This is a genomic window from Flavobacterium rhamnosiphilum, assembly GCF_004349195.1.
Taxonomy (GTDB): domain Bacteria; phylum Bacteroidota; class Bacteroidia; order Flavobacteriales; family Flavobacteriaceae; genus Flavobacterium; species Flavobacterium rhamnosiphilum.
Genome location: NZ_SMLG01000001.1, coordinates 304,587 through 320,836, shown reverse-complemented (window position 1 = coordinate 320,836; position 16,250 = coordinate 304,587). Strand labels below are relative to the sequence as shown.

General features: G+C 35.0%; 13 protein-coding genes. 5 read left to right on the top strand and 8 right to left on the bottom strand.

Annotated features, from left to right (window positions below; all coding sequences use genetic code 11):
• Positions 1-22: 22 nt before the first annotated feature.
• Complete coding sequence (locus tag E0I26_RS01355) at positions 23-1,132, bottom strand: endonuclease/exonuclease/phosphatase family protein (RefSeq protein ID WP_131914704.1); 1,110 nt, start codon at positions 1,130-1,132, stop codon at positions 23-25.
• Between the two features lie 268 nt (positions 1,133-1,400).
• Here E0I26_RS01355 and E0I26_RS01350 point away from each other — a divergent pair, with 268 nt between their 5' ends.
• The 4 genes from E0I26_RS01350 (at position 1,401) to E0I26_RS01335 (ending at position 4,222) form a co-directional block, all read left to right on the top strand.
• Complete coding sequence (locus tag E0I26_RS01350) at positions 1,401-2,297, top strand: S66 peptidase family protein (protein ID WP_235831709.1); 897 nt, start codon at positions 1,401-1,403, stop codon at positions 2,295-2,297.
• Between the two features lie 137 nt (positions 2,298-2,434).
• Entirely contained in the window at positions 2,435-2,794 is a 360-nt protein-coding gene (locus E0I26_RS01345) for a YraN family protein (RefSeq protein WP_131914703.1), read from the top strand.
• A 98-nt stretch (positions 2,795-2,892) separates the two neighbouring features.
• Positions 2,893-3,549, top strand: coding sequence for an aspartate kinase (locus E0I26_RS01340; protein ID WP_131914702.1), 657 nt, complete (start codon positions 2,893-2,895; stop codon positions 3,547-3,549).
• A 64-nt stretch (positions 3,550-3,613) separates the two neighbouring features.
• On the top strand, positions 3,614-4,222 hold the full coding sequence (locus E0I26_RS01335) for a hypothetical protein (RefSeq protein ID WP_131914701.1): 609 nt from the start codon (positions 3,614-3,616) through the stop codon (positions 4,220-4,222).
• A 221-nt stretch (positions 4,223-4,443) separates the two neighbouring features.
• Here E0I26_RS01335 and E0I26_RS01330 read toward each other — a convergent pair whose 3' ends face one another.
• From E0I26_RS01330 to E0I26_RS01315, 4 genes are all read right to left on the bottom strand, one after another.
• Positions 4,444-5,346 carry a hypothetical protein gene (locus E0I26_RS01330; protein ID WP_131914700.1) on the bottom strand — a complete coding sequence of 301 codons (903 nt, stop codon included), beginning with the start codon at positions 5,344-5,346 and terminating at the stop codon, positions 4,444-4,446.
• Between the two features lie 170 nt (positions 5,347-5,516).
• Complete coding sequence (locus E0I26_RS01325) at positions 5,517-6,230, bottom strand: hypothetical protein (RefSeq protein WP_131914699.1); 714 nt, start codon at positions 6,228-6,230, stop codon at positions 5,517-5,519.
• A gap of 152 nt (positions 6,231-6,382) precedes the next feature.
• Positions 6,383-9,748, bottom strand: a complete 3,366-nt coding sequence (gene mfd, locus E0I26_RS01320; protein ID WP_131914698.1) for a transcription-repair coupling factor — start codon at positions 9,746-9,748, stop codon at positions 6,383-6,385.
• Positions 9,741-10,346: a hypothetical protein gene (locus E0I26_RS01315; protein ID WP_131914697.1), complete on the bottom strand. Its 606-nt coding sequence runs from the start codon at positions 10,344-10,346 to the stop codon at positions 9,741-9,743. The genes mfd and E0I26_RS01315 overlap by 8 nt, the downstream gene beginning before the upstream one ends.
• A gap of 311 nt (positions 10,347-10,657) precedes the next feature.
• Here E0I26_RS01315 and E0I26_RS01310 point away from each other — a divergent pair, with 311 nt between their 5' ends.
• On the top strand, positions 10,658-11,596 hold the full coding sequence (locus E0I26_RS01310) for an L-threonine 3-dehydrogenase (protein ID WP_131914696.1): 939 nt from the start codon (positions 10,658-10,660) through the stop codon (positions 11,594-11,596).
• A gap of 72 nt (positions 11,597-11,668) precedes the next feature.
• On the opposite strand, the gene E0I26_RS01305 is transcribed toward E0I26_RS01310, so the two are convergent.
• The 3 genes from E0I26_RS01305 to E0I26_RS01295 form a co-directional block, all read right to left on the bottom strand.
• Positions 11,669-13,543 (bottom strand): M1 family metallopeptidase, encoded by a 1,875-nt coding sequence (locus tag E0I26_RS01305; RefSeq protein WP_131914695.1) that lies wholly within the window; start codon positions 13,541-13,543, stop codon positions 11,669-11,671.
• Between the two features lie 60 nt (positions 13,544-13,603).
• A complete protein-coding gene (locus E0I26_RS01300; RefSeq protein ID WP_131914694.1) occupies positions 13,604-15,232 on the bottom strand; it encodes a S8 family peptidase in 1,629 nt (542 codons plus the stop codon).
• A 75-nt stretch (positions 15,233-15,307) separates the two neighbouring features.
• The gene (locus tag E0I26_RS01295) at positions 15,308-16,168 is read right to left on the bottom strand and encodes an MBL fold metallo-hydrolase (RefSeq protein ID WP_131914693.1); all 861 of its coding nucleotides are present in this window, start codon (positions 16,166-16,168) and stop codon (positions 15,308-15,310) included.
• Positions 16,169-16,250 lie beyond the last annotated feature (82 nt).

Genomic DNA, 16,250 nt, shown 5'->3' with positions numbered 1-16,250 from the left:
AAAGTTATGAAATAATAAATCGTTATTTTTTTTCCTTAATCAAATAAATATACACGGGAAAATGGTCGCTAAATCCTATTTCGGTGGTGGAATGTCGTAACGGATAGCCTTTATATTGTCCGCTGGTTTGTATCAAAAACGACTTGTTGTAAATTCCGGCTTTCCAATATCGAAAGCTCGTATAATCCGATTGTATTAAGGTTTCGGAAACCATTATCTGGTCAAAAACATCCCAAGCATCCCGAAATGCGATGGTTCCAAATCCTTTCTTGGCCATTTCCTCAAATGGATTGTAAATCCCAAACGGAAGCACATCCGTCTTTTTTGCTTTCGCGCCAAGCCCCAATTTGACACTTTTGTTATACGGCCCATCATTTAAATCACCCAACGTAATCACTTTTGCATTTGGGTTTTTTCGCTGCAGGGAGTCAATTACTTTTCGGTTTAATGCTCCTGCGGCTTCCCGGAACGGACTTGATTTTTTCTCGCCACCGGAACGGGACGGCCAGTGATTGACAATGATATTGATTTCCTCTCCGTCCAGAAATCCGGTTACCAATAATTGATCTCGCGTGTAAACCCGATAATTTTTGGTACTTACTTGCAATTCATCATCTGTTTTTTCTTCGAAACTGGCTTTGGAATTTTCATTCGTGGCGGTACCTTCTTTATAAATGTATAAAGGAATATTGGTATAACTCGTGGGCTGAAACTTCTTTTTTTGATACAACAAAGCGACATCGATTCCTCTTTTGTCAGGCGAATCAAAATGGATGATTCCGTACTCTTTCTCAATCAGTTTGGGTTGTTTGACCAAATCTTCCAAAACACCTCTGTTCTCTATTTCACAGCCGCCAATAAATGTGGGTGAATCCGTGTTTTCGGCAGAACCTATTTCAGATAAAACGCGGGCTAAGTTCCCAAGTTTCTTTTCGTATTTATCAAATGTCCAGCGCTGCAAACCTGTTGGTGTCCATTCTTCATCAAAAGTGGCGGGATCGTTTATGGTATCAAAAAGGTTTTCGAAATTATAAAATGCAACGGTATGAATGACATATTTTTTCTGTTGCGCATTCGATTTTGCTATTGGAAAAAATAAAAAAAGAATAGGAATCCAGTGCGTAATTCTCATAAGTACCATTTATTTCCAGTCGTTGATTTGATTCCTTTTTGAATCTGCTTATTGTAAAAATAGTCATTTGACCGCGAACTTAAAATTATTTTCTAATTGTCTATCTTTGTTTTTGTCTTTTCAAGACTCCATGATTCGAATTATTTTAGAAAAACAATACAACATGAATGCCAACCCGTTTACTTTTATCTCACGTCATCCTGTTTTATATAAATTTCTATTCCTTATTTTTGTTTTACAATCTTTCAACAGTCAAGCCCAATCACAAATGATCACACCACCAAATTTACAAAAAGGAGATACCGTAGCTATTTTGGCAACAGCCCGAAAAAATATAGATGACAACTTGAAACCCGCCATCGATTTGTTGCACAGTTGGGGACTCGAAGTTGTTATTGGCAGTACCATTGGCTTAGATAAAGATCAATTAGCCGGCACCGATGAACAACGCGCAGCCGATTTTCAGCAGCAACTGGACAATCCAAATATAAAAGCCATTTGGTGCGTAAAAGGCGGATACGGAACCGTGCGAATGATCGATTTATTGGATTTTACTGCGTTCAAAAAAAATCCGAAATGGATTGTAGGTTTTAGCGATGTGACCGTTTTACACAATCATTTGAATACTATGGGTTTCAAATCCATTCACGGAATCATGCCGATAACCGTTCCTAAAGCCACTCCCGAAGCCATAGAAACGATGAGAATTGCTTTGTTTGGCGAAAAACTATCGTACGAAATAGATCCTTTCTTGATGAATAGACCCGGAAAAGCTACCGGGGAATTAGTGGGCGGAAATTTATCGATTCTGTACAGTTTGTTCGGTTCACCATCAGCGATTGATTGTTCTGATAAAATCTTATTCTTGGAAGATTTAGACGAATATTTGTATCACATTGACCGCATGATGATGAATTTAAAACGAAATGGTTGTCTGGAAAGCATCAAAGGAATTGTTGTGGGTTCCATGACAAAAATGAAGGACAATGACATTCCATGGGGAAAAAACGCAATAGAAATTATCGAGGATGTTACCAAAAAATACAACATTCCGGTACTTTATAATTTTCCTGCTGGTCACATTCAAGACAATAGAGCATTGATTTTAGGGAACAAAGTGACTATTAATGTCAATAAAAAATGTAGTACGCTGGTTTTTGAATAAAGGCAATTTGATTTAAGATTGCCGATTAACGATTTTTGATTGCAGTCCCGAAGCATCGGGATACGAACGGAATAGTTGACATTATTTTTGATGTTTGAAAACTGAACACTGCTTACTGAACACTGAACACTTTTTACATGGCGGAACATAACGAACTCGGAAAACTTGGAGAAGAAATGGCTGTCGAGTTTCTTCAAAAAAATGGCTACACTATTTTAGAAACCAATTGGACGTTCCAAAAAGCAGAAATAGACATTCTCGCCCAAAAAGAAAATACACTCGCCGTGGTTGAAGTCAAAACCCGTTCCTCTTTGGAATTTGGTTTGCCGCAGGATTTTGTAAAACCCAAAAAAATTCAACTTCTTGTGAAGGCGGTGGATGCATTTGTAAACGAAAGAAATTTAGACATTGAAGTCCGTTTTGACATCATTGCGGTTCATAAAGAAGGCAAATCTTTTGTAATTGAGCACCTTATAGATGCTTTTTATCATTTTTAACGTATTTTTTAAATGTTATATTTGTAACAAATTGTTTTTTTATTTATATTTGCGTCCTGTTTACACACTAACTACGCGTATAATTAAAAAGCTAAACTATGAAAACTGTTTCTTCCATTGTAGAGAACTACATTAAAACAAAACCATTTTTATTGAATGCATTATCATTAGGCATAATTAATTTGACTTCATTATCCCGAAACATAATGACTGAATTGGAAAGTGAATTTGGCAAGGAAGTAAAACAAGGTGCCGTTGTCATGGCTTTAAAAAGGTTAACCGAAGAACTTGATTTCAGACTGAATCATAAGATTAATAAAGTAATAAAAAACATTGGGGAAATCACCGTTCGTTCAGCTTTGACAGATTATACCTTTGCTGCATCAGAAACCGTTTTGAACAAACAAGCTGACTTAATTACTGATATCAATGCTTTCCCGGATATTTTTTACACCTCATCCAGAGGCGTGAATGAAACTAATATTGTGGTAAGCAACAGCATCAATCATTTGGTTGACAAGCATTTTGCCAATGAAAAATTAATTCAAAAACTGGACAATCTGGCTTCGATTACGGTAAAATTACCTAAAGAAAATATTGTCGTTCCAGGTATTTACTATTTTATTTTCCAGCGTTTGGCTTGGGAAGGAATCATCATCAATGAAGTGATTTCGACTTCTAATGAGTTCACTATTTTAGTGAGTGAAGAACAAGTGGATGTGGCTTTCAAAGTAATTAAAGATCTGAAAAATTAGATTGTCTATATAAAGTTTCCAGCCTTTTGAAGGCTGGAAGCTTTGAAAATTAAATAAACTTATTATGAATCCAATTCCTCTTGAAAACGGTAAATACTATCATATTTATAACAGAGGAAACAATGGAATTGATTTGTTTTTTGAAATTGAAAACTACAATCATTTTTTAAGGCTATACGAAAAATACATTGACCCAATAGCCGAAACTTACGCTTGGTGTTTAATGAAAAATCACTTTCACCTTCTGGTTTACATCAAAGAAACGGAAGAGATTGACAGTACAAAATTAGAATATTCTTCAACCGATAAGCCAAAGACTGTAAATGCATCAAAACAGTTTTCGAATTTGTTCAACGCATATACTTTAGCGATAAATAAACGATACAAAAGAACCGGTAGTTTATTTGAGAAAAATTTTAGGAGAAAAGTGGTTACTTCTGAAGATTACTTCCAAAAACTTATTTTTTACATCCACAACAATCCTGTTCATCATAAGTTTACAGAACATATCATAGAATATCCTTGGACTTCTTATGGAACCGTCATTTCAACAAAAAAGACCAAATTACAAAGAAATAAAGTTATAGTCTCGTTTAATGATTTGGAAAATTTTAAATATTATCATTCAATACATCAGGATTTAGATGCTATTGAAGATTTAATTATCGAGTAGTTAAGAAAGCTTCCAGCCTTTTGAAGGCTGGAAGCTTTAAAAACCTCTTACTTCCCCAACAACTCCATCAATTCCAATGCTTTTCGTATTGATATCACATTGTTTTCTAACAACCTAAATGCCCTTTTGAGAATAATCCAACTGAAATTTGTAAGTAAAGAACCAACTATGAATTAGTTTTTTGCCCCAATCTCGCCAAACCCCTATTTAGCGGATGTTTTTTATTCATTAATCCATCTCAGTAAACTTTGTCTTTCAACAATATTCCAAGAATGAGTATTTCTATCTCCATTTGCTCTATACCCCCTGTTTTTGGTTATTATTGTCTCCGATTTTTTGGAACCCAAACTTTGTAGCGCTTTATTTGCTCTTTCAAGGTGGTAGGCATTGAGGTCCTTGTATTTTCTTCCAGTTTCTTTGAATTTATCCTTTAAATCGAGTTCAAAATAAAATCTAGTCTTTATGTCTTTAAGATAATAAATATTACTTGTCGAATTAGAGGAAATTAAATAGGGAGAAAATTCTTCATATTTTTTTCTGTTTTTTGACAGTTCTCCAAATTCGTTATCTAATAAATCTACAATAAACAAACCTTCTTCTATTGCGTCTTTATCCCTATTTCTTTTAATATCTTCTTTAGCATTCCCATATAATTTCTCTAAATCTAATGGTGAATCTACTACAAAAACGCCTTTTGGCTGAATTGTATTTTTTGTTTTCAATAAAAAATTGGAAAGTACAACTGAAACATTTCCGCCACTTGAAAAACCGCCAATATAAATATTTTTTTTCTCTATTTTATTCTCTCCAAAGATGTCATTCAATTTTTTTGCGTATTCAATTTTTTCACTTTCAGTCAAGTATAATTTTTGATTATGATTTAAAAGTAAAGTAGTTACACCCTCTTTTTCAATACCTTTCAAAAATTTAGCTTCCGTTTTTGTGTTTTCAATATCACAAGGAAAACAAGGAAATAAAATCAAAACTGCTTTTTGATCATTTGATATTTTCAATTCGTAATTTCCACCTTTTACAATTTTAATTTCTCTACTTTTAGTTTTGCAGCAAACTAAAAAAAATGAAATAAATAAAATAAGTACTGTTTTTGGGTCTCTTAAAATCATATTTTTTTCTGTTTCGTTTCTCGAAAATATTTAATAACGTTCCGATTCTGCAAAAGGTTTGGGACTAAGTAAAGTCTGATTTTTCGGTTGACACAATAATTTCCAAGTTCAAAATCCATTTTCCATTAAGCCTTATACCCAAATATCTTGTCAAAGCTATTGACAGTAGTTTATATTTTTTCTAAATCTACTTTTCTAAAACCAATTAGATTTTTTTCGGCATAGATTTCAAGTTGTTTAATAAGTTCAATATATAAATATAAATTTTCACAATCAGAATTCAAATCTTTATGATGGGTTGTGTCATTATTTCCATTTTCAAATTTATAGTAATTATAATAACTCGAAGTTTGAATATCTGTTAAAAGTCTTACTAGTTTAGAATCTAAAAAAGTAATTTTCTCATAAACTGATTTCATTTCAATTTCAGATTCTTTCCTATATTCTTTGCATAAACGAATCCAAGTTGTGTTATACCAACCTTTTATTTTGTTATTAGGGTCAATTTTGGAACACATTTCTTTCATTTCATTTTTTGTTGGATATTCATTTTTTAATAGAACCGATGATTCAATATTCAAAACTTTTATTAAAATTTTTCCATTTGTTATTATCGCTAAAATTTTTAGTGAAATATATGGTTCAATTAAATGTTTATCTTTTTTTTCCTTTAAATAAATGACTATAAAATAAAAAATAAAACTTCCAATATATGCCAAACTTAATTGATAAAATATATTCCCAATTTTTGCTCCACCCACAAATTTCTCTTCAATATCAAATAAATAAAAATCATTTATTAACATATTTATTAATGAAATTAATGCCAAACTAAAAAGGAATTTAATGGATGTAATAATTTTAAATATTTTTTCTTTTTTCATTTATAGTATTTTGCTCTTTCGGTTTAAATTACTGCCAACTCATTTATATGTTTGCCAAAATCATACCTATCCACCCTAAAAAGGTGGCTTTATATGATTGTCATGATTTCTGCTAATATCACTTATAAATCAACAAATTGAACATTCATTTTCTACTTCCCCAACAACTCCATCAATTCCAATGCTTTTCGTGTCGATTTCACATTGTCAAAAGTCAACAGCAATCGCAAGCCATTTGGTGTTTGTTTTTCTTTCATTTTACAAATAGAACTGTGCGTTTGCACAAATTGTAGCACCTGATGAAAGCGATTCGACTGATAATAATCTGATTGTTGATCAGACACAAAATAACCAATCATCTTGCCTTGTTTCATTACCAATTTCTCGATTCCAATGCGAGTGGCAATCCATTTGATACGGATGCTATTCATTAACGCATTGGCTCGTGGCGGCAAAGGACCAAAACGGTCAATCAATTTATTCTGAAAAATGATGAGTTCTTCTTCGTTTTTCACACCGCCCAACTCATTATACAAACTCAATCGTTCCGAAACATTATTGATGTATTCATCCGAAAACAACAACTCAAAATCGGTATCGATTTGCAGGTCTTTTACATATTCTTTGGTTTCCAAATTGTTTTCCTCAGGATACAAATCTTTGAATTCATTTTCTTTCAATTCATCAATGGCTTCGTTCATGATTTTTTGGTACGTATCAAAACCGATTTCGTTGATAAAACCACTTTGTTCCCCACCCAATAAATCACCGGCACCACGAATCTCTAAATCTTTCATCGCAATATTAAAACCGCTTCCCAACTCGCTGAATTGTTCCAAAGCCTGAATTCGTTTTCTGGCATCATCCGTCATTGCTGAATACGGAGGGCAAATAAAATAACAGAACGCTTTCTTATTGCTACGCCCTACCCGACCACGCATTTGATGCAAATCAGACAGACCAAAATTATTCGCATTATTGATAAAAATAGTATTCGCATTAGGAACATCTAAACCGCTTTCGATAATAGTGGTAGCTACCAAAACATCAAACTCTCCGTTCATAAAAGCCAACATCAATTCTTCCAGTTTTTTTCCTTCCATCTGGCCGTGACCAATTCCTACTTTGGCATTGGGTACCAAACGCTGTATCATTCCGGCAACTTCTTTGATGTTTTCTATTCGATTATTGATAAAGAAAACCTGTCCGTTACGCTGGATTTCATACGAAATCGCATCCCGAATCAACTCTTCACTAAAACCAACCACGTTCGTTTCAATAGGATAACGATTAGGTGGAGGCGTAGTAATTACTGATAAATCACGCGCTGCCATTAATGAAAACTGTAAGGTTCTCGGAATTGGGGTTGCCGTTAAAGTCAGCGTATCGACATTTGCAGCAATAGTTTTGAGTTTGTCTTTTACGTTGACACCAAATTTCTGCTCCTCATCCACAATCAACAATCCCAAATCTTTGAAAACTACATTTTTGTTGACCAATTGGTGTGTTCCAATGACAATATCGAGTTTTCCTTCGGCTAATTGTTTTAAAGTTTCCGCTTTTTGTTTGGCAGTTCTAAAGCGGTTTAAATACCCCACAGAAACCGGCATATCTTTCAATCGTTCCGTAAACGTTCTATAATGTTGGTAGGCCAAAATTGTCGTAGGAACCAGAATCGCTACTTGTTTGCTGTTATCCACTGCTTTAAAAGCGGCACGAATGGCCACTTCGGTTTTACCGAAACCTACATCTCCACAAACCAAACGATCCATCGGGCGATCACTTTCCATGTCGGCTTTTACTTCTGCCGTCGATTTGGACTGATCCGGGGTATCTTCGTAAATGAACGAGCTTTCTAATTCGTTTTGTAAATAACTGTCGGGCGCAAACTGGAATCCTTTTTCCAATCTTCTTTTGGCATACAGCTGAATCAGATTGAACGCAATATGTTTGACGCGTGCCTTGGTTTTTTGTTTTAAAATCTTCCAGGCATTCGAACCCAATTTGTAAATTTTGGGTGGCGTTCCGTCTTTTCCGTTGTATTTTGAAATCTTATGCAGCGAGTGAATGCTCACATACACAATATCATTATCGGCATACACGAGCTTGATGGCTTCTTGTGTTTTGCTTTCAACTTGTATTTTTTGCAATCCTCCAAAACGCCCGATTCCGTGGTCAATATGCGTCACATAATCACCAACTGAAAGTGTCGTGAGTTCTTTTAAAGTGATATTCTGTTTTTTCGAATAGCCATTTTTGATGCTGAATTTATGATAGCGTTCAAAAATCTGATGGTCGGTGTAACAGGTTATTTGATTTTCCTCGTCAATAAATCCTTGGTACAAAGGCAAAACAACGGTATGATATTGCTTTCTGATGTTTTCAGAATTGGCTTCATCCAAGGTTTCGAAAATATCATGAAATCGTTTGGCTTGGGCGTCATTGGAACAAAACAAATAATTTTTGTAACCATTAAAATGATTCTCATTCAGATTATTCAGCAACAAATCAAACTGTTTATTGAACGACGGTTGTGGCTGAATGTGAAATTCGAATTTTTTGGTAGTTCTAAAAATTGGTTTCGAACTCAATTCCACAATGGAGAAATCCAACGCTCTTTTTATAAACTCTGTTTGATTTAAAAACAATTGTTCCGGCGTTGAACGTTTTATTTCCTGCGATAATTTTGCGAAAGCTTCTTCGGCTTTGCCAAATTGTTTGTCTAATTGTGCTAAAAAATCTTCGGTATTCTGAATAAAAATAACCGTTTTCTCCGAAATATAATCCAAGAAGCTTTCTCGATTTTCCTGAAAAATTTTGTTCTCCACATTTGGAATTATAGTGATTTTTTTCTGTTGTACAATCGACAATTGCGTCGCTACATCAAAACTACGAATACTCTCCACTTCGTCTCCAAAAAACTCAATTCGGTACGGATTATCATTCGAAAACGAAAACACATCAACAATTCCTCCACGAACCGAAAATTCTCCGGGTTCCGTAATGAAATCGACTCTTTTGAACTCATATTCGAACAATACTTCATTGATAAAATCGATAGAGATTTTGTCTCCAACACTAACTTTCAACGTGTTTTTATCCAATTCTTTTCGGGTTACCACTTTCTCGAATAATGCTTCGGGATACGTGACAATAACGGCCGGTTTTTTGCGGGAATTGATTCTGTTCAACACTTCGGCGCGAAGCAAAACATTTGCATTGTCGGTTTCTTCAATTTGATACGGACGACGGTATGAACCGGGATAAAAGAGCACATCTTGTTCGCCAATCATTTGTTCTAAATCGTTCAAATAATACGCTGCTTCTTCTTTATTGTTTAAAACAATTAAAAAAGGAAGTTCGGTTTTCTTGAAAATCGATCGGATTACAAACGAAAGTGCAGAACCCAAAAGTCCCGACAGCTGCATTTTGACTTGGTTATTTTCCAATAAACGAGCAGCAATTTGCTGGGTTTTTGACGAATTATCGTAGGTATTGTATAAGGCTGTTTTACTCAACGCGTGGCAGATTTGGGTCGATGATTGGTGTGTTGGGAATGGCTCTTGTGGTGTCCATCATTTTCAATAAATCAGATTCCCCTTCTTCAAGCGGAATTTTACTTTTCTCCACTATTTTGTCCATTTGTCTTTGTAGCGAAACCAATTCCAAGTTGATTTCTGACACTAACAACGTCACTTTTTTATCTGGAATGTTATCCAAATGAATGAATAAATCCAATAATCGCACTTTAGTGATTAAGGTCGAAATTCTACTTTTGATTTGAGGTTTGTTATATTCAAAAGGAATGTTGTCGTTCAAAGCCATCACTTTTTTTGAAAGCGCCTCCGATTTTTTTTGAAAGGCACCAATGGTTTTTTTAGGTTTTTGAGCCAGTTCAGCCAAAAAAATACGCCATTCGTTCCAAGATGCTATACTTTTTTCAGAAGCCTCAGTTACAGGCGTATCATAAAAAACCCAGCCTTTCTCTATGTTCGTAAAAATGACTTCTCTTCTTTGCATCTCTTTTTTATTTTCAGCAATGCGTTTTTGATTGTCATTTTTACAGGACAATAAAAGAAAAACCAGAGAAAAGAAGACCGCTATTTTATATTTCATGTGTAGCTATTTATCGTTTTTTAATGGTTGTATGTAATTCACATACTGTCTTAATTTTGTACACTAGAACCAGTTATGCTGATTTAAAAATCTCCATTAATTAAGGTACAAAGTTACAAAGTAAATTTACAATTACGAATTACAGCATAGGAATAACAATCTAATATTCATGAAGTATTTTTTATTTTTAAAAAACAGTAACTAAAAAATAAATTCTAATTTTTATCGGCATTTTAATATTTTTTATAATCATTTTATCAAAGTTATTTTATTTACGAAAACATTATCTTTGCTTTTCAAAACAGACAAAAATGAGTACTAAAATATTGATTATTGGAGCTTGCGGACAAATTGGAACGGAGCTTACACAAAAGCTGCAAAAAATATACGGAACAGAAAATGTAATTGCTTCGGATATCCGAAAGTTAAATACTGATGTGGTAAATTCAGGTCCATTTGAAGTGGTGAATGCCTTGGATTTCAATCAGATTGAACATTTGATAGAATTGCATCAAATTGACGAAGTATATTTGATGGCCGCATTATTATCGGCAACAGCCGAGAAAAACCCTGCATTTGCTTGGGACTTGAATATGAATTCGTTGTTTCATGTTTTGAATTTGGCGAAAGCCGGAAAAATAAAAAAAATATTCTGGCCTTCGAGTATTGCCGTTTTTGGACCAACAACTCCTAAGGAAAATACGCCTCAATATACCGTTATGGAGCCTTCAACGGTTTACGGAATCAGCAAACAAGCGGGCGAAAGATGGTGCGAATACTACCATAATATTTTTGGTGTAGACGTAAGAAGCATCCGTTACCCGGGTTTAATCAGCTGGTCATCGCCTCCTGGTGGTGGAACTACGGATTATGCGGTGGATATTTTTCACAAAGCACTTTTGGATAAAACATACGAATGCTTTTTATCCTCAGAAACTAAAATGCCGATGATGTATATGGACGATGCCATTGCTGCGACTATCCAGATTATGCAAGCACCGGTAGAACAAATAAAAATTCATTCTTCGTACAATCTAGCCGCAATGAGCTTTACGCCAACGGAGATTGCTGCCGAAATCAAGAAACACATTCCTGAATTTACCATTTCTTACAATCCGGACTTCCGTCAAAAAATAGCCGACAGCTGGCCTGCGAGTATTGATGATGCTGAAGCCAGAAAGGACTGGAACTGGAAACATGAATTTGATTTAGCATCGATGACCAAAGACATGCTGGAGCATTTGAAATAGTTTCCTTAAAAATAAAACCAAAAAAAAGTCTAGTTTAAAAACTAGACTTTTTTTATGGCGTTTCGATAAAAATTACTTTATCTCATACGTATTATTTTCCTTTTTCAAATCAGCCATTAATCCACTTGGATCTATGGAGATTTTCTTGATGGAAGCTTTCGATTTAGCAATGTTAAATTCAAAAGTTGGATACGCCCAAGCCCAATCATTCAAAACCGTTCTTTTTACAGCTGGATTTGGGTTTTCTTTTTCAAAACTCATCATTCGCAACGGAATGTAGAAACTTTCTGTTGTTCCATCCGTATATTCCACTGTCAAATCAATTGGCATTGGCATTCTTCCAATTCTTTCTAAAGTAACCGTTGTTTTATCCGCATTTTCTTTTACATCCTTGATACCATAATCAATCGTATTGGTGGTTTGTGTCCAATCCGTCAAATACCAATCCAGATTTGCTCCAGAAACTCTTTCGGCAGATCTTTTGATATCATTTGGCGTAGGATGCTTGAATTTAAAATCGCTGTAATATTTTTTCAAGGTCTTGAATACATTTTCCTTGCCAATCAAGTACATCAATTGTGTCAAAAAAAGTTCTCCTTTTCTATAGGAAGTGATGCTGTACACTTTATTCTCGTCAAAACGGTCCGCATGTGTACTTTGTGGTAATTCTTTTCCTGAATTTACCATTGAAAAATAACCTGTATAGGCTCCTGTAAATGGGTTTTCAAGTTTTTTACCGGTGATTTCATTAAGTCCAAAATCTTGAAGGAAAGACGTAAATCCTTCATCCATCCATCCGTGTTTTGATTCATTGGAAGCTAAAATATGTTGGAACCAAGAATGCGCCATTTCATGTGCAGTCACTCCCAGCAATCCGTCAAAGGTACCTTGACCCAAAATCAACGTACACATGGCATATTCCATTCCACCATCACCACCTTGAATTATTGAATATTGTTTGTATGGATAATCCCCAACGGTTTTGTTGTAAATCTCCATCAACTGAACCGTTTTTGGCTGCAGGTTTTTCCAGTTTTCAATGTATTTTGGATTGTTTTTATACAAGAAATGTAAATCAACACCATTAGGTCCTTTTACTACATCATGAATGTAATCCTTATCAGCGGCCCAAGTGAAATCATGAACCATTGGCGCATTAAAATGCCAAGTCAATGTTTTTGTTTTCTTTGGAACAGACACAACAACACCTTGGTCTTGATAGCCGTGACCAATTTCGTTTTTGTTTTGCAAATAACCGGTACCGCCTAAAACGTAATTCTTATCAATAGTAATATTTACGTCAAAATTTCCCCAAACGCCATGAAATTCTCTTGCGATATAAGGATCCGCATGCCAACCTTCAAAATCAAATTCAGCAAGTTTCGGATACCATTGTGACATGGATAATGCTACGCCTTCGGCATTATTTCTTCCGGAACGACGAATCTGAATTGGAACCTGACCATCAAAATCTAATGTGAATGTAGTTTTTGAATTAGGTAATATTGGCTTAGCCAAAGTCACTTCAAGAATAGTCCCAACTTCTTTTGCATTGGCAACTACTCCGTCTTGTTTGAAATTAGAAACTCGCAAATAGCCAATTTCATTCGGTTTCAAATTTTTAATGCGGCTTTCTTTGACTTCGGTATCGCCCACTTTTATTTTGGCAACCATTCTTGCGTCTGGATCTTTGATGCTTTGGATTCTGGCATCCATTTCGCTTCCAGGCTGAAAGGCATTATTGAACAGGTGATAATATACTTTTCTCAAAGTATCAGGAGAATTATTGGTGTAAACCAATTCCTGTTTTCCTTTGTATTGGTATGTTTTTACATCCATGGAAACATCCATTTTGTAATCGACATGTTGTTGCCAATACGAAGTGTTCTGAGCCAACAGACTTCCAAAACTTAAGGAAAAAATAGAAAATAAAAGTAACTTTTTCATATCGGTTAAAATAAAAATGGAAGGGCAAATTGCCCTTCCATATAATGAATTCTTAAAATATTATTTAGACATTTTCTCTGCCATCAGTAAAGCGTTATATGCATTTACTATTTTTCCTGATTTAGACAAAGTGGTAAAAGAACGCGTGTCATTTGCTTTTCCACCTACAATAACATCCGTTGAAATTGCAACTCCTGAATCCATCAAAATATGTTTTACCTGTTTAGCAGATAATTTTGGATAGTACGAACGAATTAATGCGGCAACTCCGGCAGCATTTGGCGCAGCCATTGAAGTTCCTTGTAAGTATTTATAAGTATTGTTTGGAGTTGTAGCATAGATTTTTACTCCAGGAGCAAAAACGTCAACATTAATTTTTCCGATATTAGAAAAACGAGCTACAACTTTATTTCCGTATTCAAAATTCAAAGCACCAATTGTGATTAAATTATCCGCAAACTCCGTTACTTTATCTTCAGAATCGTTAGGGAAATTTTCTGAAAAGTCAATATCTTTTGCATCATTACCAGCTGCGTGAACAATTAACACATCCTTTTTTTCTGCATATTTTATAGCATCATAAACCCATTGTTTATGTGGAGAAAAGCTTTTTCCAAAACTTCCGTTGATTACTTTGGCACCATTATCCACTGCATAACGAATTCCAAGTGCAATATCTTTATCGTACTCATCACCGTCTGGCACTGCACGAACAGTAAGAATTTGAACATTATTAGCAACACCATCGCCACCTAATACGTTGTTTCTACTTTGAGCAACAATTCCGGCAACGTGAGTTCCATGAAGAATTTCATTCTTGTCTGGTCCCATCACATTGTTGTTCCCGTATTTTGTATCAGTGATATCATTTGGATTATCTCCTACTACTTTACGGTAATCTGTTTTAAGATTGTCTCCGTTTATCAACGCAACCTGATCCTCTAATTGTTTTTGAACAGCAACTTTTAGTTCCGCTATTGGCAATCCATAAGAAAGCATTTGTTGCATAGCAGCTTTGCTCTTTTGTGTTGCCGGTTCTTGCGAAACGATAGCTTTAACCTCCTCAATTGTGTAAACTGGTTTGCCAAAATGTTTTACTAAAACAGCATCACCTGCAGCGATAGTCTCTAACATTTGTTCTGAACGAGTTTTTCCAGCAGCAGCTTCAGCAACTTTTTTATCATTCAATGCTTTCGCCTCTTGAAACGTAGCACCATCAACTAAGGTTTTATCTTTGATGATTCTTTCGTATTCCAGATTCTCTTTGGTACTATCCCCAAGAAAATTCCAACCGTGAATGTCATCTATATATCCGTTTTTGTCATCGTCAATTCCGTTTCCGGCAATTTCTTTTGTATTGGTCCAAAGCACTGATTTTAAATCCTCGTGTTCGATATCCACACCAGAATCTACAATCCCAACAATTACAGGCACGCCTTTTTTACCCTTCAATAATTCAGCATACGCTTTGTCAACACTCATTCCAGGAATGGTATCGGTTACAATATCTAAATGACTCCAACGTTTTAAGTCGTTTTCAGTTATTGGTGTCTTTTTTGTAATGTTCAAAGGGGCGCTTATAGCAACCAGCCCTGAATTAGAAGTATTTGAAACTTGTTTTGAAGCGCCACACCCTACTAATGCTAAGATTGCAAAAGCAGAAATGTAAATAGGTTTAATGGTATTCATTGAAAATGTTTTTGTTGATTTTAAAATATTTGTCTAAAATAATTTTTTTTGTTACAAAAGGGGTTATGATTAACACTATGTTAAGATTTCGTTACAGGTAAATCTTTCTTTCAATCGAACGCCTTTTTCGGTTTTTTGTACGGTTATTATTTCATTATGTGCATCGTGTTCCAAGAACAAATAATAATTATTATCAGCTGCCGCATTCATGAATTTTTCTTTTTCTGGCATGGTCAATAAAGGTCTGGTATCATAACCCATCACATACGGAATTGGAATATGTCCGGCTGTCGCCAATAAATCAGCGCAAAAAACGATTGTCTTATCCTTATATTGAATGTGCGGAATCATTTGCTTTTCGGTATGTCCATCAGCAAAGAAGATGCCAAAACCCAATTCTGATGTTGTTAAAAAATCCCCTTCCGGTCTTTGGATAAAATGCAACTGCCCACTTTCCTGCATCGGCAAAATATTCTCGGATAGAAAGGACGCTTTTTCTCTAGGATTTGGTTTGGTTGCCCATTCCCAATGATTTTCATTGCTCCAGAATTTTGCATTTTTAAACGCCGGTTCGTACCCCGTTTTGTCCGCGTTCCATTGTACGCTTCCGCCACAATGATCAAAATGCAAATGCGTCATGAAAACATCAGTTACATCATCACGATGAAAACCGTATTTCGCCAACGATTTATCCATCGAATGTGTTCCCCAAAGCGAATAATAACCAAAAAATTTCTCAGATTGTTTGTTTCCCATTCCGGTATCTATCAGGATCAGTCGGTTGCCATCTTCAATTAATAAACAGCGTGCCGCAATATCAATTAAATTGTTTTCATCGGCTGGATTGGTCCTGTTCCAAATGGTTTTTGGCACCACACCAAACATCGCACCACCATCCAATTTAAAATTGCCTGTTTCTATAGGATATAATTTCATGTTTTTTTATTTTTTTCGAGAGGAACCAAAGTTAAGGAATTCAAACGCTTTTAGTCGTTTCAAATAGGTTTTTTCTATTTTT

Bases quoted from the DNA above. Each gene is read 5' to 3' on its own strand.
- E0I26_RS01355 (WP_131914704.1), bottom strand. From the start codon at position 1,132: ATGAGAATTACGCACTGGATTCCTATTCTTTTTTTATTTTTTCCAATA.
- E0I26_RS01350 (WP_235831709.1), top strand. From the start codon at position 1,401: ATGATCACACCACCAAATTTACAAAAAGGAGATACCGTAGCTATTTTG.
- E0I26_RS01345 (WP_131914703.1), top strand. From the start codon at position 2,435: ATGGCGGAACATAACGAACTCGGAAAACTTGGAGAAGAAATGGCTGTC.
- E0I26_RS01340 (WP_131914702.1), top strand. From the start codon at position 2,893: ATGAAAACTGTTTCTTCCATTGTAGAGAACTACATTAAAACAAAACCA.
- E0I26_RS01335 (WP_131914701.1), top strand. From the start codon at position 3,614: ATGAATCCAATTCCTCTTGAAAACGGTAAATACTATCATATTTATAAC.
- E0I26_RS01330 (WP_131914700.1), bottom strand. From the start codon at position 5,346: ATGATTTTAAGAGACCCAAAAACAGTACTTATTTTATTTATTTCATTT.
- E0I26_RS01325 (WP_131914699.1), bottom strand. From the start codon at position 6,230: ATGAAAAAAGAAAAAATATTTAAAATTATTACATCCATTAAATTCCTT.
- E0I26_RS01315 (WP_131914697.1), bottom strand. From the start codon at position 10,346: ATGAAATATAAAATAGCGGTCTTCTTTTCTCTGGTTTTTCTTTTATTG.
- E0I26_RS01310 (WP_131914696.1), top strand. From the start codon at position 10,658: ATGAGTACTAAAATATTGATTATTGGAGCTTGCGGACAAATTGGAACG.
- E0I26_RS01305 (WP_131914695.1), bottom strand. From the start codon at position 13,543: ATGAAAAAGTTACTTTTATTTTCTATTTTTTCCTTAAGTTTTGGAAGT.
- E0I26_RS01300 (WP_131914694.1), bottom strand. From the start codon at position 15,232: ATGAATACCATTAAACCTATTTACATTTCTGCTTTTGCAATCTTAGCA.
- E0I26_RS01295 (WP_131914693.1), bottom strand. From the start codon at position 16,168: ATGAAATTATATCCTATAGAAACAGGCAATTTTAAATTGGATGGTGGT.